At 68.9% G+C, this 20974-nt stretch carries 18 protein-coding genes; 1 reads left to right on the top strand and 17 read right to left on the bottom strand.

Annotation, left to right across the window (positions count from 1 at the left end):
- Positions 1 to 3: 3 nt before the first annotated feature.
- Positions 4 to 1128: a hypothetical protein gene (locus BLR68_RS11205; RefSeq protein WP_018186470.1), complete on the bottom strand. Its 1125-nt coding sequence runs from the start codon at positions 1126 to 1128 to the stop codon at positions 4 to 6.
- Between the two features lie 64 nt (positions 1129 to 1192).
- Positions 1193 to 4711 (bottom strand): DNA polymerase III subunit alpha, encoded by a 3519-nt coding sequence (gene dnaE, locus BLR68_RS11200; protein WP_018186469.1) that lies wholly within the window; start codon positions 4709 to 4711, stop codon positions 1193 to 1195.
- Between the two features lie 48 nt (positions 4712 to 4759).
- Here dnaE and BLR68_RS11195 point away from each other — a divergent pair, with 48 nt between their 5' ends.
- Positions 4760 to 5233: an NUDIX hydrolase gene (locus BLR68_RS11195; protein ID WP_018186468.1), complete on the top strand. Its 474-nt coding sequence runs from the start codon at positions 4760 to 4762 to the stop codon at positions 5231 to 5233.
- Positions 5234 to 5269: 36 nt separating this feature from the next.
- Here the strand turns inward: BLR68_RS11195 and BLR68_RS11190 are convergent, their stop codons facing one another.
- The 15 genes from BLR68_RS11190 to BLR68_RS11120 form a co-directional block, all read right to left on the bottom strand.
- On the bottom strand, positions 5270 to 6190 hold the full coding sequence (locus BLR68_RS11190) for an RluA family pseudouridine synthase (RefSeq protein WP_026302829.1): 921 nt from the start codon (positions 6188 to 6190) through the stop codon (positions 5270 to 5272).
- Positions 6177 to 6785 (bottom strand): signal peptidase II, encoded by a 609-nt coding sequence (lspA, locus tag BLR68_RS11185; protein ID WP_018186466.1) that lies wholly within the window; start codon positions 6783 to 6785, stop codon positions 6177 to 6179. Before lspA ends, BLR68_RS11190 begins: the two co-directional genes overlap by 14 nt.
- 11 nt (positions 6786 to 6796) lie before the next feature.
- Complete coding sequence (locus BLR68_RS11180; RefSeq protein ID WP_018186465.1) at positions 6797 to 7414, bottom strand: DivIVA domain-containing protein; 618 nt, start codon at positions 7412 to 7414, stop codon at positions 6797 to 6799.
- A gap of 114 nt (positions 7415 to 7528) precedes the next feature.
- On the bottom strand, positions 7529 to 7831 hold the full coding sequence (locus tag BLR68_RS11175; RefSeq protein WP_018186464.1) for a YggT family protein: 303 nt from the start codon (positions 7829 to 7831) through the stop codon (positions 7529 to 7531).
- Positions 7832 to 7835: 4 nt separating this feature from the next.
- Positions 7836 to 8291: a cell division protein SepF gene (locus BLR68_RS11170; RefSeq protein ID WP_018186463.1), complete on the bottom strand. Its 456-nt coding sequence runs from the start codon at positions 8289 to 8291 to the stop codon at positions 7836 to 7838.
- Positions 8292 to 8323: 32 nt separating this feature from the next.
- Complete coding sequence (locus tag BLR68_RS11165; RefSeq protein WP_018186462.1) at positions 8324 to 9010, bottom strand: YggS family pyridoxal phosphate-dependent enzyme; 687 nt, start codon at positions 9008 to 9010, stop codon at positions 8324 to 8326.
- Positions 9011 to 9017: 7 nt separating this feature from the next.
- Complete coding sequence (gene ftsZ, locus BLR68_RS11160; protein WP_018186461.1) at positions 9018 to 10178, bottom strand: cell division protein FtsZ; 1161 nt, start codon at positions 10176 to 10178, stop codon at positions 9018 to 9020.
- Positions 10179 to 10335: 157 nt separating this feature from the next.
- Complete coding sequence (locus BLR68_RS11155; RefSeq protein ID WP_018186460.1) at positions 10336 to 11352, bottom strand: cell division protein FtsQ/DivIB; 1017 nt, start codon at positions 11350 to 11352, stop codon at positions 10336 to 10338.
- A 2-nt stretch (positions 11353 to 11354) separates the two neighbouring features.
- Entirely contained in the window at positions 11355 to 12755 is a 1401-nt protein-coding gene (gene murC, locus BLR68_RS11150; RefSeq protein ID WP_018186459.1) for a UDP-N-acetylmuramate--L-alanine ligase, read from the bottom strand.
- A 64-nt stretch (positions 12756 to 12819) separates the two neighbouring features.
- A complete protein-coding gene (locus BLR68_RS11145; RefSeq protein ID WP_018186458.1) occupies positions 12820 to 13893 on the bottom strand; it encodes a UDP-N-acetylglucosamine--N-acetylmuramyl-(pentapeptide) pyrophosphoryl-undecaprenol N-acetylglucosamine transferase in 1074 nt (357 codons plus the stop codon).
- 10 nt (positions 13894 to 13903) lie between these two features.
- Positions 13904 to 15118, bottom strand: a complete 1215-nt coding sequence (ftsW, locus tag BLR68_RS11140; RefSeq protein WP_018186457.1) for a putative lipid II flippase FtsW — start codon at positions 15116 to 15118, stop codon at positions 13904 to 13906.
- Entirely contained in the window at positions 15075 to 16616 is a 1542-nt protein-coding gene (gene murD / locus BLR68_RS11135; protein WP_018186456.1) for a UDP-N-acetylmuramoyl-L-alanine--D-glutamate ligase, read from the bottom strand. Before murD ends, ftsW begins: the two co-directional genes overlap by 44 nt.
- On the bottom strand, positions 16613 to 17722 hold the full coding sequence (mraY, locus tag BLR68_RS11130) for a phospho-N-acetylmuramoyl-pentapeptide-transferase (protein ID WP_018186455.1): 1110 nt from the start codon (positions 17720 to 17722) through the stop codon (positions 16613 to 16615). Before mraY ends, murD begins: the two co-directional genes overlap by 4 nt.
- Positions 17719 to 19131 (bottom strand): UDP-N-acetylmuramoyl-tripeptide--D-alanyl-D-alanine ligase, encoded by a 1413-nt coding sequence (murF, locus tag BLR68_RS11125; RefSeq protein WP_018186454.1) that lies wholly within the window; start codon positions 19129 to 19131, stop codon positions 17719 to 17721. Before murF ends, mraY begins: the two co-directional genes overlap by 4 nt.
- 29 nt (positions 19132 to 19160) lie before the next feature.
- The gene (locus BLR68_RS11120; RefSeq protein WP_018186453.1) at positions 19161 to 20972 is read right to left on the bottom strand and encodes a peptidoglycan D,D-transpeptidase FtsI family protein; all 1812 of its coding nucleotides are present in this window, start codon (positions 20970 to 20972) and stop codon (positions 19161 to 19163) included.
- Positions 20973 to 20974: the final 2 nt, after the last annotated feature.

Here is a 20974-nt window from a genome sequence, read left to right as displayed (position 1 = left end):
GGGTCAGCCCCGGGTGACGCCGGAGACGTCCATGAGGTAACCGATGCGGCCGTCCTCGTGGCGGACCACGAAGGAATCGCCACGGTCCTCGATCACGAGCGCCCAGGCCGTCGGGCCGATGCGGAAGACCGGCGCGCCGCTCTCGTCGACGACGTCGCGCTCGACAGGAGCCAACGCCCAGAACGCCTGCTGGGCGGAAGCCGCAGCCGGAGCCGGCTCGTCGTCGTCGATGGGGTCTCCGTACGGGGCCGGGTCGGGATCGACCGACGGCGCCGCCATCGTGTACCGCGCGTCCGAGATCGGCCGCGCCACGACCGGGCGCGCGCGACGGGCGACGCGGTGCGACAAGGTCTCGGCACGGTGCAGGAAGTCCTCGTGGAACGGCGGGATGAACGGAGCGAGGACGGTCAGCACGACGCCCGCAGCCATCAGAAGCACCTCGACCCAGACGACCCAGCTGCTGAGCCACACGCCGACCGCGACGCCGCGCGCGATGTTCGTCCACAACCAGCTCAACCACACGACCGCCGAAACGGCGAAGGCGACGGAGGCGAACTGGTCGATCCCCAGGGATCCGACCCGACGGATGCCGTCGGGCGAGAACCGGCGGAGCGTGATCAGGAACACCGCGACCGTGGGCGCGCCGATGGCGAGGACCCAGTCGATTCCCGAGGTCCAGACGCTCGTTCCGCCGAGGAGGCTCGTGTACTGGTTGTCGGCATAGAGGGGGAAGAACGAGAACAGGAAGGCGAGCACCCACACACCGAGCAACGAGATCTCGCGGAGCGAGAACGGGCCGATGCCGTACTGCGGCGGGATGTGGCCTTCCGAGGCTTCGACCGTCGCCGGCTCGTCCGGAGACGGCTGCGGCTCGACGGGCGCGACCTGCGGCTCGACGTCAGCGGCCGTATCGGCGGCGTCGTGATCGACCGATGCGGGCACGGCCTCCGCGGGGGAACCGGGGGCATCCGCGGCATCCGTGGAGAAGTCGTAGGCCTGGGTCTCCATGTCGAGAGTGGACGTCTCGTGCGGCGCGGCCTCGGGCGCGCGGACCACCGTGACGTCGAGGTCTTCGACGGGGCTCCCGGCGTCGTCCGGCGATTCGGGGTTCGTCTTCTGGTCGGTCACGATGCTCCTTCCGAACAGCGCTGATCAGCGCCGCCTGCGATCCTACCCGCGTCGTCTCAGCGAATCAGCCGAGGCACTGCGGCCCGAGCAAGCCCTTCAACTCGCCGTACAGGTCGACCGTCACCCCGACCTGGGCCGGGACCTCGAACACCTTCGCGACACCGCCGCGGTGCAACTTGAGGGTCACCTCGGTGTCGCCGGGATGGCGGTCGAGGACGGCGGCGAGCTGTCCGATCGTCGTCTCGGTCGCGCGGTGTTCGGGCAGCAGCAGGACGAGCGGGCCCGCGGCATCCACCGATCCGAGATCGGGGACGAACGCCGATTGACCGTGGAGGTTGCGGCCGTCGTCGCGCTGCGAGACGCGACCTCGGACGACGAGGATCGAGTCCGCCACGAGCATCGACTGGAACTCCGTGTACGTCTTGCCCATGAACATGACGGTCACCTCACCGTCGAAATCCTCGACGGTGATCATGCCGTACGGGTTGCCGCTCTGCTTGGCGACGCGGTGCTGGACGCTCGTGACGAGCCCGGCGATGGTCACCGTGTCGCCGTCGGAGATGTCCTCCGACACCAGCAGGTCGTGGATCGAGGTCGACGCGTGCTTGGCGAGCGGGATCTCGAGACCCGCGAGCGGGTGATCCGAGACGTAGAGACCGAGCATCTCGCGCTCGAAGGCGAGCTTGTCCTTCTTCGTCCATTCGGGCCGCTCCGGCACGCGCGCGACCTGCTGCGGCTCGTCGTCGCCCCACAGGCTGTCGAAGTCGAAGCCGACCTCGCCGTTCGCTTCGCGGCGCTTGTCGAGGACGGCCTGTTCGACCGCATCCTCGTGGATCTCCATGAGGGCACGCCGGGTCGATCCGAGCGAGTCGAAGGCGCCGGCCTTGATGAGCGATTCGACGGTGCGCTTGTTGGCGACGTGGACCGGGACCTTGCCGAGGAAGTCGTGGAAGCTCGCGTACGGACCGTCCGAGCGGGCCGACACGATCCCGTCGACGACGTTCGTGCCGACGTTGCGGACGGCGCCGAGGCCGAAACGGATGTCCTCGCCGACGGCGGCGAAGAACCGGATGGACTCCCCCACGTCGGGCGGCAGCACCCGGATGCCCATGCGGCGGCACTCGTTGAGGTAGACCGCCATCTTGTCCTTCGAGTCGCCGACGCTCGTGAGGAGGGCGGCCATGTACTCGGCGGGATAGTGCGCCTTCAGGTAGGCCGTCCAGTAGGAGACGAGGCCGTACGCGGCGGAGTGGGCTTTGTTGAACGCGTAGTCCGAGAACGGCAGGAGGATGTCCCACAGGGACTTGATCGCCGCTTCGCCGAAGCCGCGCTCCTTCATACCGCCCGAGAAGCCCTCGTACTGCTTGTCGAGCTCGGACTTCTTCTTCTTGCCCATCGCCCGGCGGAGGATGTCGGCCTGACCGAGGGAGAACCCGGCCACCTTCTGCGCGATGGCCATGACCTGCTCCTGATAGATGATCAGGCCGTAGGTCGTGTCGAGGATGTCCCGCAGCGGTTCTTCGAGCTCGGGGTGGATCGGGGTGATCGGCTGGACGCCGTTCTTGCGGAGCGCGTAGTTGGTGTGCGAGTTCGCACCCATGGGCCCGGGTCGGTACAGCGCGATGACGGCCGAGATGTCCTCGAAGTTGTCGGGCTTCATGAGGCGCAGGAGCGACCGCATCGGCCCGCCGTCGAGCTGGAACACGCCCAGCGTGTCACCACGGCTCAGGAGGTCGTACGCGGCACGGTCCTCGAGTTCGAGGTGTTCGAGGTCGAGCTCCTCGCCTCGGTTCGTCCGGATGTTGTCGAGCGCGTCCGAGATGATCGTGAGGTTTCGCAGCCCCAGGAAGTCCATCTTGATGAGCCCGAGCGTCTCGCACGACGGGTAGTCGAACTGCGTGACGATCTGGCCGTCCTGCTCGCGGCGCATGATAGGGATGATGTCGATCAGCGGTTCGCTCGACATGATGACGCCGGCCGCGTGCACGCCCCACTGACGCTTCAGGCCCTCGAGTCCGAGCGCGCGGTCGAAGACCGTCTTGGCGTCGGGGTCAGTGTCGACGAGGGAGCGGAACTCGCTGGCTTCCTTGTAGCGCGGGTGCTTGGCGTCGAACATGCCGCCGAGCTCCATGTCCTTGCCCATGACGGGCGGCGGCATGGCCTTCGTGAGGCGCTCGCCCATCGAGAACGGGAAGCCGAGGACACGACCGGCATCCTTCAACGCCTGCTTCGATTTGATCGTGCCGTAGGTGACGATCTGCGCGACGCGCTCGGACCCGTACTTCTCGGTCACGTAGTCGATGACCTCGCCGCGGCGCCGGTCGTCGAAGTCGACGTCGAAGTCGGGCATCGAGACGCGGTCGGGGTTCAGGAAGCGCTCGAAGATGAGGCCGTGCTCGAGCGGGTCGAGGTCGGTGATGCGCATCGCGTACGCGACCATCGAACCTGCGCCGGAACCGCGGCCGGGACCGACCCGGATGCCGTTGTCCTTGGCCCAGTTGATGAAGTCGGCGACGACGAGGAAGTACCCCGGGAACCCCATCTGGAGGATGATCCCGGTCTCGTACTCGGCCTGCTTGCGGACGCGATCGGGGATGCCGCCCGGGTAGCGGTAGTGCAGGCCCGCTTCGACCTCCTTGATGAGCCAGCTGTCCTCGGTCTCCCCCTCGGGCACGGGGAAGCGCGGCATGTAGTTGGCGGAGGTGTTGAACTCCACCTCGCACCGCTCGGCGATCAGCAGGGTGTTGTCGCACGCCTCGGGGTGGTCACGGAAGAGCTGACGCATCTCCTGCGCCGTCTTGATGTAGTAGCCGTCGCCGTCGAATTTGAAGCGGTTCGGGTCGTCGAGGGTCGAGCCGGACTGGACGCACAGCAGCGCCTCGTGCGCGTCGGCCTCGTGCTGGTGCGTGTAGTGCGAGTCGTTCGTCGCGACGAGCGGGATGTCGAGATCCTTCGACAGTCGGATGAGGTCGGTCATCACCCGGCGCTCGATCGAGAGGCCGTGGTCCATGATCTCGGCGAAGTAGTTCTCCTTGCCGAAGATGTCCTGGAACTCGGCCGCGGCCGCGCGGGCGGCCTCGTACTGGCCGAGCCGCAGGCGGGTCTGCACCTCGCCGGAGGGGCACCCGGTCGTCGCGATGAGGCCCTTGCCGTAGGTCTGTAGGAGCTCGCGGTCCATGCGGGGCTTGAAGTAGTAGCCCTCGATGCTCGACAACGAGCTGAGTCGGAAGAGGTTGTGCATGCCCTCCGTGCTCTGGCTCCACATCGTCATGTGGGTGTAGGCGCCCGAACCGGAGACGTCGTCGCTCTTCTGGTCGGGCGATCCCCACGCCACGCGCGACTTGTCGCTGCGGTGCGTGCCGGGGGTGACGTAGGCCTCGAGGCCGACGATCGGCTTGACACCGGCGGCCTGGGCGGCTCGGTAGAACTCGAAGGCCGCGAACGTGTTGCCGTGGTCGGTGACGGCGATGGCCGGCATCCCGTAATCGGCTGCCGCCTGCGTCATCGCGCCGATCTTCGCGGCCCCGTCGAGCATCGAGTATTCGCTGTGGACGTGCAGGTGAACGAAGGAGTCGGATGCCACCCATCGAGTCTACGTTCCGGTTCTGACACGGCGCCTAGGCTGGTCCACATGACCACCCCCGAGTTCGTCCTCGCGCTGCGCGAGAAGATCGGCACCGCTCCGCTCCCCCTCGTCGGGGTGACAGCGATCGTCTTCCGCGACGAGAAGGTCCTGCTCGGCAAACGCGCCGACAACGGCGAATGGCAGGCTGTCTCGGGGATCGTCGAACCCGGCGAGGAGCCCGCCGACACCGCCGTCCGCGAATGCCTCGAAGAGGCGGGAGTGGTCGTCCGGGCGACGCGGCTGGCGGCTGTGCAACAGATCCCCCGCATCGTCTACGCGAACGGCGACGAGGTCGACTACCTCGATCTCGTCTTCCGGTGCGACTGGGTCTCGGGCGATCCGCATCCCGCCGACGGCGAGCTGACCGAGGTCGGCTGGTACGGGCTCGGTGAACTCGTCGAGGTCGATCAGACCCACGTGCGCAAGATCGCGCTCGCGATCGCCGAGGACGACCCTGCGTCGTTCACCGGCGGCCGCTGAGCCCTCATCACTCGCGGGGCGTTCACTCGCAGGCCCTCACTGGTCGCGGAGGATCTCCAGCGCCCCGGCCAGGTCGGCCGGGTAGTCCGAGCGGAAGGTCGCCCAGTCTCCCGTCGCCGGGTGGGCGAACGCGAGCTCGCGGGCGTGGAGCCACTGACGGGTGAGCCCCAGACGCTGGGCCAGAGTCGGGTCGCCGCCATAGAGCGGATCGCCGACGCAGGGATGCCGGTGCGCGGCCATGTGCACGCGGATCTGGTGCGTGCGGCCGGTCTCGAGATGCACCTCGAGCAGCGAGGCCCGCGGGAACGCCTCGAGCGTCTCGTAGTGGGTCACCGAGTCCTTGCCGTCGGGGACGACCGCGAACTTCCACGAGTGGTTCGGATGCCGGCCGATCGGAGCGTCGATCGTGCCGACGAGGGGGTCGGGATGCCCCTGCACCACCGTGTGGTAGATCTTGTCGACCTCCCGCTCTTTGAAGGCGCGCTTGAGCGCCGTGTAGGCGCGCTCGGTCTTCGCCACCACCATCAAGCCGCTCGTCCCCACGTCCAGCCGATGGACCACGCCCTGGCGCTCGGAAGCCCCGGAGGTGGCGATGCGGAAACCGGATGCGGCGAGGGCGCCGACGACCGTCGGACCCTCCCAGCCAAGCGACGGGTGGGCAGCGACACCGGCGGGCTTGTCGACGACGACGATCTCGTCGTCGTCGTGGACGATGCCGAGGTCGGGGACCGCGATCGGGACGATCTCGGGTCCGCGCTTGTCCTCCCAGTCGACCTGCAGCCAGGCGCCGGCGACGAGCTTGTCGGACTTGCCGACGGGACGCATGTCCTGCTGGACACCGCCACCCTCGGCGACCTCGGCCGCGAAGGTCCGCGAGAATCCGAGGAGCTTGGCGAGGGCGGCATCCACCCGCGTGCCGTCGAGCCCGTCGGGGACGGGGAGACTACGGCTGGGCATGAGGGTCCGCGCGTGCCGGGACGTCCGCGTCGGCGGCGTCCGCGGTCGCGGCATCCTTCTCACGGGTGCCGTCGAACCGACGGCCGAGCAGCACCAGGACGGCGACAGCGATCATCATCGTGACGATGAACATGTCGGCGATGTTGTAGATGGCCGACGGGAACCACAGCCACAGCCAGGGGGTGTGGATGAAGTCCACGACGTGCCCGACGAGGAAACCCGGCGCACGCAGCAGCCGATCGGTGAGGTTCCCGAGGATGCCGCCGAGGAGAAGGCCGAGCACGATGGCCCAGGCGCGGGAGCGCACACGGGTCGCCGCGAGAGCGACGATCGTCAGGGCCGCGGCGGCGAGGACGAGGGTGAACACCCAGGTCACGCCCTCCCCCAGGGAGAACGCCGCACCGGGGTTGAACGTCAGATAGAGCTGGAGGAAGTCCCCGAGGACCGGCACGGCCTGCCGCTCGGGCAGGTTCTGGAGGGCGAGGTACTTGGTGAACTGATCAGCGGCCAGCACCAGCACCGCGAGGATCGCGATGGTGGTGCCGGCCGCTGCGGCGCGCAGTGTCGTCCGCTTCGCGGACGTTCGGCTCGACAACGTGCGAGTGGTCAGGACGCGGAGATGGGCGTCGAACCCGAGGTGCCGGCGACGTCGAGGTCGCGCAGCTTCTCTTCGATGAACCCGCGCAGCTGAACGCGGTAGTCGCGCTCGAACTGACGAAGCTCGCTGATACGGCTCTCGAGGGTGCCGCGCTCGCTCTCGAGGCGGGTGATCTCGTCGCGCGCCTTCGAGCGTGCGTCGTTGAGGATGGCGTCGGCTTCGGCCTGCGCCTCGGAGATGAGCTTCTCCTTCTGCGCCTTGCCCTCGGCGACGTGCTCGTCGTGCAGGCGCTGGGCCAGCTCGATGATGCCGGCCGACGCGGCGACGGGAGCGGAGCCGGACGAGGCGGGAGCCTCCGCGGCGGGCTCGGCAGCGGGAACCTCTTCGAGGAGTTCGGTCTGCGGTGCGGCCTCGGCCTGCGGTGCGGACTCGGTCTGCGGGGCGGACGTCTCACCGGACTCGAACGCGGCGAGCTTCGCCTTCAGTTCTTCGTTCTCAGCGATCGTCTTGCGCCACTCGACGACGATCTCGTCGAGGAAGTCGTCGACCTCATCGGGGTCGAAACCCTCTTTGAAGCGAACATGCTGGAACTGCTTGGTGACGACGTCTTCGGGAGTCAAAGGCATGTGTCTTTCCTCTTTCGGGGCTCAGGAAGCGGGCCGGTCAACGAAGACCCGCGAGGCGCGAGCCGTACCCCGACAGCATAGTCCGCGGCTGTCACGGGTGCGACGACAGGTCGGTCAGACGCGGCTCAGGACCTGCGTGATGGACAGCAGCACGAAGCAGCAGAGCATCGTGAGGGGGAACGCGAGATCCAGTGCGATCGGACCGATGCGCAGTGGGGGGATGAAGCGGCGGAAGAACTTGATGGGCGGGTCCGTCACAGTGAACACGACTTCCGCAACGACGAGCCAGCCGCCGCGCGGACGCCACTCCCGATTGAACATCGGGATGTACTCCAGAACCAGACGTGCCAGGAGGAACAGCACGTAGATGAGCAGGAGCGCGTTGAGGATCCCGGCGATGAGGCCGATGACCGACACGGCGTCAGTGCGTGAAGGGGGCGGAGTCCGCGTCGCCCTGAGCGATCGCGCCTTCGCCGGACACTGCGACGTTCTCGGGCGACAGCAGGAAGACCTTGCTCGTCACGCGCTCGATACGTCCGTACAGACCCAGCGAAAGACCGCTCGCGAAGTCGATCAGGCGTCGCGCGTCGGCGTCGCTCATCTGCGAGAGGTTGATGATGATCGGGATGCCGTCGCGGAAGTTCTCGGCGATCGCCTGCGCGTCGCGGTACTGCTTGGGGTGGACCGTGACGATCTCGCTCACCGTCGCCGGAGCGGGCTGACGGACGACCGCGGGGCGGTGGATGGGCGTCACCGGCGCCGTCTTGTTCTCGACCTGCTTCTCCCGACTCTCGCGGCGGGGAGCCGGCTCCTCGTAGACCTCTTCCTCGTCGGCGAGGCCCAGGTACACCATGGTCTTCTTGAGCGGGTTCGACATCGCATCCTCCGTATTGCTCGTCTGTGACGAGGCTATCCGTGCACGGGCCTCGGGCCCGTGATTGCCGAACCGATCCGCAGGTGTGTCGCACCCGCTGCGATCGCCTCGGCGAAATCGCCGGTCATGCCGGCGGAAATCCAGTCGGCATCCGGCACCACGGTGCGGATGCGGTCGGCATAGGTGGCCAGCCGCGAGAAGGCCGGAGCCGGCTCTTCGTCCAGCGGCGCGACGGCCATGATGCCGCGGAGGCGCAGCGACGGACACGTCGCGGCGATGTGCTCGGCGAGTTCCGTGACGCCCGAGGGCGCGACTCCCCCTCGTCCGGGATCCTCGGTCAGATTGACCTGGATGAGCACGTCGAGCCTGTCGCCGTCGTCGTCGGGGCGTGCCGCGTGCAGCGCGTCGGCGAGGCGGGCCCGATCGAGCGAGTGCACGGCGTCGGCATCCCTCCGGACGGCCTTCGCCTTGTTGGTCTGCGCCTGCCCGATGAAGTGCCAGCGGAGCGGCACACCGTCGTAGGTCTCGCGCTTCGCGCTGAGCTCCTGCTGGCGGTTCTCCCCGACGTCGGTCACGCCGAGCCCGGCGAGCTCTTGGACGAGCTCGACGGGGTGGAACTTCGTGACGACGATCCGGGTGATCCCCGATGGATCGCGGCCCGCCGACCGAGCGGCATCCGAGATGCGCGCGTCGATGTCGGCGAGCCGCGAACGCAGATCCACGATCCGGTTACTTCAGGAAGTCGGGGATGTCGAGGTCGTCGTCGCCGAACGCCGAGTCGTAGTCACTCGACGAGGACGGCGCGGACACGGACACCGACTCACGCGAACCGGCCTTCTCGGCGGCTGCGAGGTCGCGAGCCACCGTGTCCGCCGGCAGCGGCGGCAGGACCGGGGCGGATGCCGGGCGGCTGGCCGTGATCGGCTCGACCTTCACCTGGGGCTCGCCACCGTCGAAGCCGGCGGCGATGACGGTCACCCGCACCTCGTCGCCGAGGGTGTCGTCGATGACCGTACCGAAGATGATGTTGGCCTCGGGGTGCGCGGCCTCCTTCACCAACTGGGCTGCGTCGTTGATCTCGAAGATGCCGAGGTTCGAGCCGCCCTGGATCGAGAGGAGAACACCGTGGGCGCCCTCGATCGACGCCTCGAGGAGAGGGGATTCGACCGCGAGCTCGGCGGCCTTGATCGCACGGTCGGCGCCGCGCGCCGAGCCGATGCCCATGAGCGCGGAGCCCGCGCCCTGCATGACCGACTTGACGTCGGCGAAGTCGAGGTTGATGAGACCCGGGGTGGTGATCAGGTCGGTGATGCCCTGCACACCGGCGAGGAGCACCTGGTCGGCCGTGGCGAACGCCTCGATCATCGAGATGCCGCGGTCGCTGATCTCGAGGAGGCGGTCGTTCGGGACGACGATGAGGGTGTCGACCTCTTCCTTCAGCTTCGAGACGCCGGACTCGGCCTGGGTCTGACGGCGACGACCCTCGAAAGAGAAGGGCTTCGTGACGACACCGATCGTGAGGGCGCCGATCGACTTCGCGATCCGTGCGACGACGGGTGCGCCACCGGTACCGGTGCCACCACCCTCGCCCGCGGTCACGAAGACCATGTCGGCACCGGCGAGGGCCTCTTCGATCTCCTCGGCGTGATCCTCGGCGGCGCGACGGCCCACCTCGGGGTCGGCGCCGGCGCCGAGACCGCGAGTGAGCTCACGTCCCACGTCGAGCTTGATGTCGGCGTCGCTCATGAGCAGCGCCTGTGCGTCCGTGTTGACGGCGATGAACTCGACGCCGCGAAGGCCGAGCTCGATCATGCGGTTGACGGCGTTGACACCGCCACCACCCACGCCAACGACCTTGATCACAGCAAGGTAGTTCTGGTTCTGGCTCACGCCGGCCTCCGTATCGTCCTGAACCTCGAGTGCAAACCTTCAACCTCAACCAGAGGTTTAAAGAATTGCCGAGTATGCAATTCCTGATTCCGAAGGTATGCGGCGACGGGGCGGCCGCCCGCACCGTGGCGGCGTGTCGTCGGATCGGATTCTCGAGTCAGCGGATGACGACCGCATCGGGCGAGGAGATGTCGTACTCCTCGACCTTCGACGGCGGCCGAGCCGCCATCGCCGCCTTCAGCACGCGCGCCTTCTCGACGGCATCCTCGACGCTCCCCCAGACGACGTCCGCGCCGTCGATCGTGAGTGTGACGTCATCCGGAGTGGTCGCCGACATCGCCGTGACCGCGGCCTTCAGATCCACCGGCAGGGACCGGTAGACGGCTCCGACGGCACGGAAGGTGCGCGACCCGGCGCCGCCCGCGGCATCGATGACGGGATACCCCTCGGGTGCGTCCTTCGTGGTGCCCAGCACGACTCCGGCCGCGTCGACGAGAGAGGCACCCGCTTTCGTCTTCACGACACCGACAGGCGTCCGCTCGACGATGCGGACGACGAGTTCCTGGGGCGGCCTCGCCTCGATGGAGTAACTCTCCACGAGAGGGAACGCGACGAGCGCCGCCTTGACGGCGCTCGAGTCGACGAGGGCGAGCGGAGTCCCCATCTCCCCCGAGAGCGCCTGTTCGACGGCGGCGGGGGCCAGGCGATCCGTGCCCAGCACCGTGATCTTCGACACCGCGAAAAGCGGACTGTAGGCCGTCGCGACAGCGCCGAGCCCGACCAGGACGACGGCAGCGAGGGCTCCGAGCCAGGCGTACCGTCGGCGGCGCTGGCGCACCGTGAAGCGCCGGACCTCGCGGCGCAACGCGCGGCGACGAGCCCGAGCCGCAGCCCAGACATCGCGGACGCCGAGCGGACGCTCCGTCTCGGCATCCGCTTCTGCCTGCGCGTCGTCGGCGGGGGTCGGGGAGGCGTCGAACGGGACGACGGGAGCCAGACGCCCCGTCGCGACGGGCGGTTCGGCGACAGCGGGCTCGGATGGCGTCGGCTCGGCGGCGGGAGCCTCGACCGCGGGCGGCTCAGGGATGGCCTCACGCCGCCGCGGCCGCTCCGGGAGCGCCTCGCGTCGCTGACCTGCCGGCGGCGTCGACGGGAGCGGGGACGGCCGCCGCATCGTCAGTCCTGCCCTTGCCCGAGGGCGTCGAGCACCTGCGGGATGATGCGGTACACGTCGCCGCATCCGAGGGTGATGACGTAATCCCCCGGCTGGGCGACGGATGCGGTGTACTCGGCCGCCTGCTGCCAGTCGGTGACGAAGTGCACCCGATCCTGATCGGCGAACGCGCCGCTCACCAGTTCGCCGGTGACGCCCGGCACGGGGTCCTCGCGCGCGCCGTAGACGTCGAGGACGACCGTGTGGTCGGCGCGGGATTCGAGCACCTCGGCGAACTCGCGGTACATCGCCTGCGTGCGGGAGTAGGTGTGGGGCTGGTGGAGCGCGATGATGCGCCCCTCGCCGACGACCGTGCGAGCCGCGGACAATGCGGCGTCGACCTCGGTCGGGTGGTGCGCGTAATCGTCGTAGACCGACACGCCCGCGCGGATGCCGTGGAGCTCGAACCGCCGGACCGTGCCGCCGAACTCCTCGACCGCACGGAGCGCTGGTTCGAGGTCGTACCCCAGCGTGAGCAGGACGGCGACGGCGCCGGCGGCGTTGATGGCGTTGTGCGCACCGGGAACAGCGAGGGCACCGGATGCCGCCTGTCCCCCGTGATGGACGGTGAAGGACACCGGTCCCTCGGTGACGATGTCGGTCACGCGGACGTCGGCGTCGGCGGACGTTCCGAACGACACGACGTTCGGGTGCGAGAGCGAGGCCGCGACCTCGCGGGCACCGGGGTCGTCGGAGGAGATGACGACGGCCTGGGAGGCGGCATCCGCGAACCGGATGAAACCCTCGTAGAACGCCTCGCGCGACCCCCAGTGGTCGAGGTGGTCGGGGTCGACGTTCGTGATGAGCGCGACGGCCGTGTCGTAGAGCAGGAAGGATCCGTCGGATTCATCCGCCTCGATGACGAAGAGGTCGTCGGACCCGGTGCCGCTCGAGACGCCGATCGAAGAGATGACGCCGCCGTTCACGAAGGTCGGATCGGCTCCGATCGCCCGGAGCGCCGTCACGATCATGCCCGTCGACGTCGTCTTGCCGTGCGCCCCGGCGACGCTCACCAGCCGGCGGCCGCCGACGAGCCAGTGGAGCGCCTGCGAACGGTGGATGACGGCGACGCCGCGCTCCTTGGCCCGGAGGTACTCGGGGTTCTCGGGCCAGATCGCGCCCGTGAAGACCACCGCGTCGACGTCGTCGGGCAGGTTCGCCGCGTCGTGACCGACGTGGACGACGGCGCCGCGGGACGCGAGAGCGCGCATCGCGTCGCTGTCGGAACGGTCGGACCCCGACACGCGGATGCCGCGGTCGAGGAACATCCCGGCGAGTCCCGACATCCCGGAACCGCCGATCCCGATGAAGTGCGCGGCGGTGATGTCCGTGGGGATGGGGAGCGAGAGATCGGGGCGAATCATGGCCCGTCAAGTCTAGGTCGGGCCCGCCGGGAGGATGCTGCGGCGCGCTGGAGCCGGCGCCGCGTCAGCGGGCCAGGGCGCGATCGATGAGCGCGACGACGTTCTCGCTGCCGGTGCGCGTTCCGACCGCGGTCGCGGCCGCGCGCATCCGGTCGAGCGCTGCGGCATCCGTGAGGAGCGGCACCACCGACGAACGGATGCGATCCCCGCTCAGCTCCGCGTCGGGGACGAGGACGGCCGCCCCGGCCGCGACGGCGGACGCGGCGTTGAGGGCCTGTTCGCCGTTACCGACCGCGTACGGGACGTAGACGGCCGGGATGCCGAGGGCGCTGATCTCGCTCACGGTCGCCGCTCCGGATCGCGACACGATCGCATCTGCCAGGGCGAAGGCGAGGTCCATCCGGTCGATGTACGGGACGACGCGGTAGGCCGGATCGCCCGGGTCGGCGATGTCGTTGCGCTCCCCCGCCGCGTGGAGGATCTGCCATCCCGCGGCGACGACGTCCTGCCAGGAATCGGCGAGGGCACGGTTGATGCGGACGGCGCCCAGCGACCCGCCGAAGACGAGGAGGACCGGCCGGTCCGCGTCGAGTCCGAAGGCGGTTGCCGCCTCATCCCGCAGGGCGGCTCGGTCGAGATGCACGATTTCGGGCCGCAGCGGCATCCCGACGACTTCCGCTCCCCGCAGGGGCGTCCCCTCGAAGGCGACCCCGGATGCCGCGGCTCGCCGCGCGCCCAGCACGTTGGCGAGCCCCGGCTTGGCGTTGGCCTCGTGCACGACGACGGGAACGCCGGCGCGCCCCGCGGCGATGTAGGCGGGGGCCGAGGCGTACCCGCCGAAGCCGACGACCACGTCCACCCCGCGCTCGCGGATGTGCGATCGGACCTGGCGCACCGCGCGCGCGAAACGCGCCGGGAAGCGGAGGGCCGCGGCATCCGGTCGACGCGGGAACGGCACCTTGTCGACGAAGAGCAGCTCGTAACCGCGCTGCGGCACCAGCCGCGCCTCGAGTCCCTCGCGCGTCCCGAGGACGAGGACGGTCGCGCCGGGCTCGCGCGCGGTCAGAGCGTCGGCGACGGCGAGCAGCGGATTGACGTGGCCCGCGGTCCCGCCGCCGGCCAGAAGGTACGTGGTCACCGGATCGAGCCTACCGGCGGGGTGCCGGCGCCACCGGCGGGGCCGCCGGCAGCGTGCGCGCGAACGCCAGCAGTGCGCCGCAGGCCATGAGCACGGACACGAGCGACGTGCCGCCCTGCGACATGAACGGCAGCGGGACGCCGAGCACCGGGAACACCCGGAGCACGACGCCGATGTTGATGAGGGCCTGTCCGACGACCCATACGGTGATCCCGCCCGCGGCGATGCGGATGAACGGGTCGTTCGTCTTGCGGATGACGTGGAACGCGCCGACGGCGAACAGGGTGAACAGGGCGAGCACGACTATGCAGCCGATGAGACCGAGTTCCTCACCGACGATCGCGAAGATGTAGTCGTGGGATGCGGCGGGCAACCACGCGTACTTCTCACGCGAGTTCCCGAGGCCGAGGCCGAAGACGCCGCCGCTGGCGAGCCCCCAGATGCCGTGGAGCGGTTGATAGCAGCCGTTGTAATAGTCGTCGAGGCAGTTCGGGTTGAGGAAGCTCGTGATGCGCGCCATGCGGTTGGCGCTCGTCAGCGCCAGGAATCCGACGATCACGACGGCGGCGACCACGGGGATGACGAACACCCGGAGCTTGACGCCCGAGAAGAAGAGCGCGCCGAGCAGGATCAGCACGAGGATCATGGCCGTACCGAGGTCCTTGCCGGCCAGGACCGAGCCGATCACCATGATCGAGACCGGAACGACCGGGATGAAGACGTGGCGCCAGAGGCCGAGAAGCGTGTGCTTCCGGTAGAGGACGTAGCCGAGCCAGAGGGCGAAGGCGAGCTTCAGGAACTCGGACGGCTGCGCCTGGACCCCGGCGATCGAGATCCAGTTGCGGTTGCCGTCGAAGTCGTAGCCGAGGCCCGTGAACACCAGCAGCTGGAAAGCCTGCGCGACGCCCAGGGCGATCCAGGAGATCCGCTTCCAGAACAGGACCGGCAGCCGGCTGAACACGAACATGAGCGGGACGCCGAGGACCGCGAACATCGCCTGTCGGAGCACCGTCTGGAACGGCCCTCCCTCGGCCCCTGTCGCCATGGTCGCCGACAGCACCATCACGAGTCCGAAGATCGTCAGGATCAGCGCCGTCGAGGCGATGAGCAGGAACTCGCTCGGGACCGGTGCGAAGACCTTGCCGAGGGCGACGCGCGCCGTGAAGGCGGACGAGCCGCGGTCAGCCGGATCCGACGGGGCCGGACGGTCGGTCGTGGTTGTCACCGGCGTCCTTTCCGATCCGTGCGTTCACCGCGGCGGCGAAGCGCCGGCCGCGATCCGAGTACGAGGCGAACTGGTCGAAGGATGCCGCTGCCGGAGCGAGGAGGACCACGTCTCCGTCGTGCGCGACGTCCGCCGCACGGGCGACGACCTCGGTCATGACGTCCTCAGTCTGAGCGTGGTCGACCTCGAACAGCGGCACCGTCGGGGCGTGTCGCCCGAAAGCCGCGACGATCTCGGACCGTTCGACTCCGATGACGATCGCGGCTTTCACCGAGGGGCCGCGAGAGGCGACCAGTTCGTCGATGTCGACGCCCTTCAGCAGACCGCCGATGATCCAGACGGCACCGGGGTACGCCTGGAGCGAGGATGCCGCGGCGTGCGGGTTCGTGGCCTTCGAGTCGTCGATCCACGTGACACCGCCCGCGACCGCGACGACCTCGATCCGGTGCGGGTCGAGGCGGAAGCCGCGGAGCGCGTCGCGGATGGCGGCCGGCGGTACGTCGAACGAGCGGGCGATCGCTGCGGCGGCCAGGATGTTCGCGACGACGTGCGGTGCGGCGAGCCCCGCCTCCGCCAGCTCGTCGACCGTCGTGAGCTCCAGGGCGTTCGTGCGACGCTCCTCGAGGAACGCCCGGTCGACGAGGATGCCGTCGACGACACCGAGGTCGCTCGGCCCCGGGACGCCGAGATCGAAGCCGATGGCGCGGCATCCCTCGACGACCTCCGCATCCTCGACCATCTCGCGCGTCGCGACGTCGCTCTTGTTGTAGACGCAGGCCACGCGGGTGCGCTGGTAGACGACGGCCTTCGCATCCCGATAGGCGTCGAAGGAGCCGTGCCACTCGAGGTGGTCGGCTGCCAGGTTCAGACAGACGCTCGCGTGCGGGGACACCCGACCGTCGCCGTCCTGCAGACCGAGGTACCAGAGCTGATGGCTCGACACCTCGACCACGAGGACGTCGAACCCGGCCGGGTCACGCACCGCGTCGAGGACGGGGACCCCGATGTTGCCGCAGGGCGCAGCGCGGAGGCCGCCGGCCACGAGCATCGTGGCGGTGAGCTGGGTGGTCGTGGTCTTGCCGTTCGTGCCCGTGATGAGCACCCAGTCTGCGGGGGTTCCGTCGGGCCGCAGGACCTTGTCGCGGACGCGCCAGGCGAGCTCGATGTCGCCCCAGACGGCGACGCCCGCGTTCTGCGCCCACGCCACCACAGGGTGGTGCGGCGGGAATCCCGGCGAGGCGATGACGACATCGGGACGGTGAGCGACGAGTTCGTCGGGGACGGAGTCGAGGGGACCCTCCCACAGCCGTGCGCCGATCACCGGGAGGAGACGGGAGTACTCCTCGCCGGCGTCCTCCGTGACCACGAGGACGTCCGATCCCAGCTCCGCCAGGGTGTCGGCGACCGAGAAGCCCGTCATCGACAGGCCGAGGACGGCGACGCGCAGGCCCGACCAGTCGGCGTGCCAACTGGTGAGGCGGGCGAGATCCGCGGTCACAGTGCAGCCAGCCAGCCCGCGTAGAACAGGGCGACGCCGAAGATCGCCAGGATGCCGGCGATGACCCACATCCGTACGACGATCGTGATCTCGGGCCAGCCACGCATCTCGAGATGGTGGTGGAACGGGCTCATGAGGAAGAGACGCTTGCCGCCGGTCGCCTTGAAGTAGTACCGCTGCAGGATGACCGACGCGGGGGCGATGATGAAGACGCCGGCGAGGATGATGGAGAGGATCTCGGTGCGGCTGAGGACGGCCATCGCGACGATGACGCCGCCGATCGCCATCGACCCGACATCACCCATGAACATCTTCGCCTTCGGAGCGTTCCACCAGAGGAAGCCGACGAGGGCGCCGACGAACGAGGCGGCGACGATCGTGAGCCCCATGGGATCGCGCGTGTCGTAACAGGCTGCGGTGTATTCCGTCACGAGGGCGGCCGAATGGCAGCGCTGCTGCAGCTGCCAGAACGTCACGAGGCTGTAGGCGGACACCGTGAAGATGCCGGCACCCGTCGCCAGGCCGTCGAGCCCGTCCGTGAGGTTCGTCGCATTCGACCAGGCGACCGACATGAACGAGATCCACAGGAGGTAGAGGATCCAGCCCGCCACCGCGCCGAGAGCCATGAACGAGAGCGTCGGGATGTCGCGGAAGAACGAGATGTACGCGGATCCGGGCGTCTCGCCGTACTGGTTCTTGAAGTTGAGCGCCATGATGGCGAACGGCACGGCGACGGCGATCTGACCGACGATCTTCCGCCACCCCGACAGACCGAGGCTCCGCTGCGAACGGACCTTCATGTAGTCGTCGATGAAGCCGATGATGCCGAGGCCGACCATCATCCAGAGGACGAGCAGGCCCGAGATCGTGGGCTCGGTGCCGCCGGTGTAGCTGCCGACGAAGAAACCGACGATCGTGCCCAGGATGAAGACGATGCCGCCCATCGTCGGCGTCCCGCGCTTCGTGTGGTGGCTCGGGTTGTGGGCGTCCTCGGGGGTGCGGATGACCTGCCCCCAGCCGATCTTCCGGAAGAGCCGGATGAACAGCGGGGTCAGGAACAGGGTGAAGGCCAACGAGATCGTCGCGGCGGCCAGCAGGGATCTCACGAGAAGAATTCTCCCAGACGGTCGCCGAGGAACCTGAGCCCGGCGGAGTTGGAAGACTTCACCAGCACGCGATCACCGTCGCGCAGCTCGGCCGTCAGGTAGTCGTAGGCGTCGTCGGCGGTCTCGAAGAAGACGGCTTCGCCGTCCCACGAGCCTTCGCTGATCGCTGCCAGGAAGAGGCGTCGCGCGGCGGTGCCGATCACGACGATGCGCTCGTAGCGCAGGCGCACGGCCTGGAGCCCGATGCGATCGTGCTCCTCGCCCGCCTGCTCGCCGAGCTCGGACATGGCCCCCAGCACCGCGACCTTCCGCTGGCCGGGCGCGGTGATCTGTGCGACCGTCCGCAGCGCCGCGGCCATCGAGTCGGGGCTCGCGTTGTAGGCGTCGTTGATGATGCGGACGCTGTCCGTGCCGAGCGGCTGCATCCGCCAACGCTCCGCGATCTCGACCGTCCCGATGCGGGCGATCGCGTCGGCGGGGTCGACTCCGAGCAGCTGGGCGACCGTGATGGCGGCCAGCGCGTTCATCACGTGGTGCTCGCCGAGGACGCGCAGGTGGAGCGGGATGCTGCGGCCGTCGACGTGGACGGTGGCAGTGGTCCCGGATGCCGTGACCTCGACGTCCTCGGCGCGGACGTCGGCGGCGGGCCCGCGGCCGAACCAGCGAACCGCGGCGCCGCGCTCGTCGGCCGCCGTCGCCATCGCGGCGACGCGGGCGTCATCGGCGTTGAGGACGGCGGTGCCGCCGGGTCGCAAGGCCTGGACCAGTTCGGTCTTCGCCTTCTGCGTGGCTTCGACACCGCCGAACCCGCCTGCGTGCGCGAGGCCCACCATCAGGACGGCGCCGATGTCGGGGGTGATGAGTCCGGCGAGCTCGGCGATGCGACCCGGACGGGAGGCGCCCAGCTCGCTCACGAGGAAGCGGGTGTCGTCGGTGACGCGGAGCATCGTGACGGGGGCGCCCACCTCGTTGTTGAACGACGCGCGGGGCGCGACGGTGGGACCTTCGTCCTCGAGGATGCGGGCGAGGAGGTTCTTCGTCGTCGTCTTGCCGTTGGAGCCTGTGATGCCCACGACGCGCAGGTCTCCCCCGGCGCGCACGCGCGCCACCACCTCGCGCGCCAAGGAGCCGAGGGCGGCCACGGCGTCGCCGACGACGATCTGCGAGACGGCGGCCGTCACGGGACGTTCGACGATGGCGAGGGTCGCACCGGAGGCGACGGCTGCGTCGACGAACAGGTGGCCGTCAGTGACGTCACCCGGCTTGGCGACGAAGACGGAGCCCGGCCCCATCTCGCGCGAGTCGGTGTCGACGTTGCCTGAGACGACCGTCTCGGGAGTGTCGGTGCCGTGGACGTGCAGTGTGCCGCCGACGGCGTGCGTCACCTCGGCGAGCGTCATGCGGATCATGCTGGGGTGTTCTCCTCGTGCGCTCGGGCTCAGCCTGTGACGGGCAGGAGGGGGGTCTCCGAGCCCGACGGCATGACGCGGTAGTGCGTGAGCACCTGCGCCATCGCCTTCTTGAACACCGAGCGGTTGGCCGACGACATGCGCTGCTTCTTGGGCTCGTCGAAGACCGTCAGGACAACATACTTCGGATCCTCCGCCGGAGCGAAGCCGACGAGAGACGTGAAGTAGAGGTTCTTCTTGTAGCCGCCGTGGCCGTCGGAGATCTGGGCGGTGCCGGTCTTGCCGCCCATCCGGTAGCCGGGGAGGGCGACGTCGTCGGCCAGCGTTCCCTGCGCGAACACGTTCTCGAGCATGAGAGACACCTCCTTCGCCGTCTCCTCCTTGATGACCCGTTCGGGCTTCGCCAGCTTCGGCGTCACGACGTGGCCGTCCGGCTTCGTGCACGACTCGACGAGGGATGCCGGCATCCGGACACCGCCGTTGGCGAAGGTCTGGTAGGCGTTGGCGACCTGGACGGCCGTGACGGTGAACGCCTGGCCGAAGGTGGTCGCGTACTTCGTCTGGTTGTCCCACGTGTCGGCGGGGTTGAGGATGCGTTCGGGTTCACCGGACCAGCCCAGACCGTCCTGCTGACCGGCACCGAACTTCTTCAGGTAGTCGTACCGGGTCTGCGGGTCGACCATCGCGCCGAACTGCGACATGGCGACGTTGGACGAGGTGACCAGGCCACCGTTGAGGGTGAGGTTCTGGGTGGCGTGGTTCTCGGAGTCGTTGACGACGGCGCCGTTGTCGAAGACCATCCGGTCGGGGACGGTGACCGTCGTCTCCGGGGTCACGCCGGCCTGTTCGATCGCGGTCGCCGCGGTCACGGGCTTGAAGGTCGAGCCCGGCTCGAACGAGAACCGGAGGAGGCGCGAACCGCGGTCGGCGGAGTCGCTGGCACCGGGATCGTTGGGGTCCACGGTGTCGGTCTCGGCCAGCGCACGGATCTTGCCCGTGGCGACCTCCATCACGAGGATGCCGCCCCAGTTGGCCTGGTACCGCTGGGTCTCCTCGGCGATGAGCTGCTGCATGTACCACTGCAGATCGGAGTCGATCGTCAGCTTCAGGGTGCCGCCGTCGACCGCGGGCTTCTCGACCGCTGTGCCGGGGATGGTGACCCCGTTGGCGCCCAGCTGGTACTTGATGCTGCCGCTCGTGGGTTCGAGGCACGAGTCCTGGAGCTTCTCCACGCCCTCGAGGGGCTGTCCGTCCGAGCCGACGAAGCCGATGATGTTCCCGCCGACCGCCCCGTCCGGGTAGGACCGGGAGGCGACGGGCTCGAAGGAGAGGAAGGGGATCTGCAGATCTGCGAGCTTGCGGAACTCCGCCGTCGAGACGAGCCGCTTGACCACCTGATACCGGTTCTTGGGGTGTTTCGCGTAGGCGTCGTCGACGATCGCCCGCACGTCGTCGACGTCCTGACCCGTGACGTCGGCGATCCGGGCCGCGATCTCGGGCCAGGTGACGGTCTCGGCTTCGCCGGCATCGTTCTTGACGACGGCACCGTTCTCGTCGCGGAGCGACATGCCCTTGGCTGCGAGCATCGGGTCGATCGCCACGTTGTAACGCAGCATGCTCGTCGCGAGCGGCTTACCGTTCGTGTCGACGATCGAGCCGCGCGCACCTTCCAGCTCGGAGGTCTTCTGCATCCCCTTGCTGAACGCGTCCGCAACGTGCTGGCTGGCGTTGACGATCTGGATGTCCACCAGGCGGACGACGAACGCGACGAGGACGACGAGGACGACGGCGAGGGCGACGACGGTGCGACGGCGCGGGCTTCGGGTTGCTCGGGTCGTCATGT

The organism is Microbacterium sp. 77mftsu3.1 (genome assembly GCF_900100525.1).
GTDB classification, from domain to species: Bacteria; Actinomycetota; Actinomycetes; order Actinomycetales; family Microbacteriaceae; genus Microbacterium; species Microbacterium aquilitoris.
The sequence above is the reverse complement of the archived record's forward strand: the minus strand, read 5'-3'. Positions and strand labels throughout refer to the sequence as shown.

What these genes read in the sequence shown, in the direction of transcription:
- murC (WP_018186459.1), bottom strand. Translation starts at nt 12,755, where the DNA reads ATGATTCGCCCCGATCTCTCGCTCCCCATCCCCACGGACATCACCGCC.
- BLR68_RS11170 (WP_018186463.1), bottom strand. Translation starts at nt 8,291, where the DNA reads ATGTCGAACCCGCTCAAGAAGACCATGGTGTACCTGGGCCTCGCCGAC.
- BLR68_RS11180 (WP_018186465.1), bottom strand. Translation starts at nt 7,414, where the DNA reads ATGCCTTTGACTCCCGAAGACGTCGTCACCAAGCAGTTCCAGCATGTT.
- BLR68_RS11120 (WP_018186453.1), bottom strand. Translation starts at nt 20,972, where the DNA reads ATGACGACCCGAGCAACCCGAAGCCCGCGCCGTCGCACCGTCGTCGCC.
- BLR68_RS11155 (WP_018186460.1), bottom strand. Translation starts at nt 11,352, where the DNA reads ATGCGGCGGCCGTCCCCGCTCCCGTCGACGCCGCCGGCAGGTCAGCGA.
- murF (WP_018186454.1), bottom strand. Translation starts at nt 19,131, where the DNA reads ATGATCCGCATGACGCTCGCCGAGGTGACGCACGCCGTCGGCGGCACA.
- BLR68_RS11195 (WP_018186468.1), top strand. Translation starts at nt 4,760, where the DNA reads ATGACCACCCCCGAGTTCGTCCTCGCGCTGCGCGAGAAGATCGGCACC.
- BLR68_RS11190 (WP_026302829.1), bottom strand. Translation starts at nt 6,190, where the DNA reads ATGCCCAGCCGTAGTCTCCCCGTCCCCGACGGGCTCGACGGCACGCGG.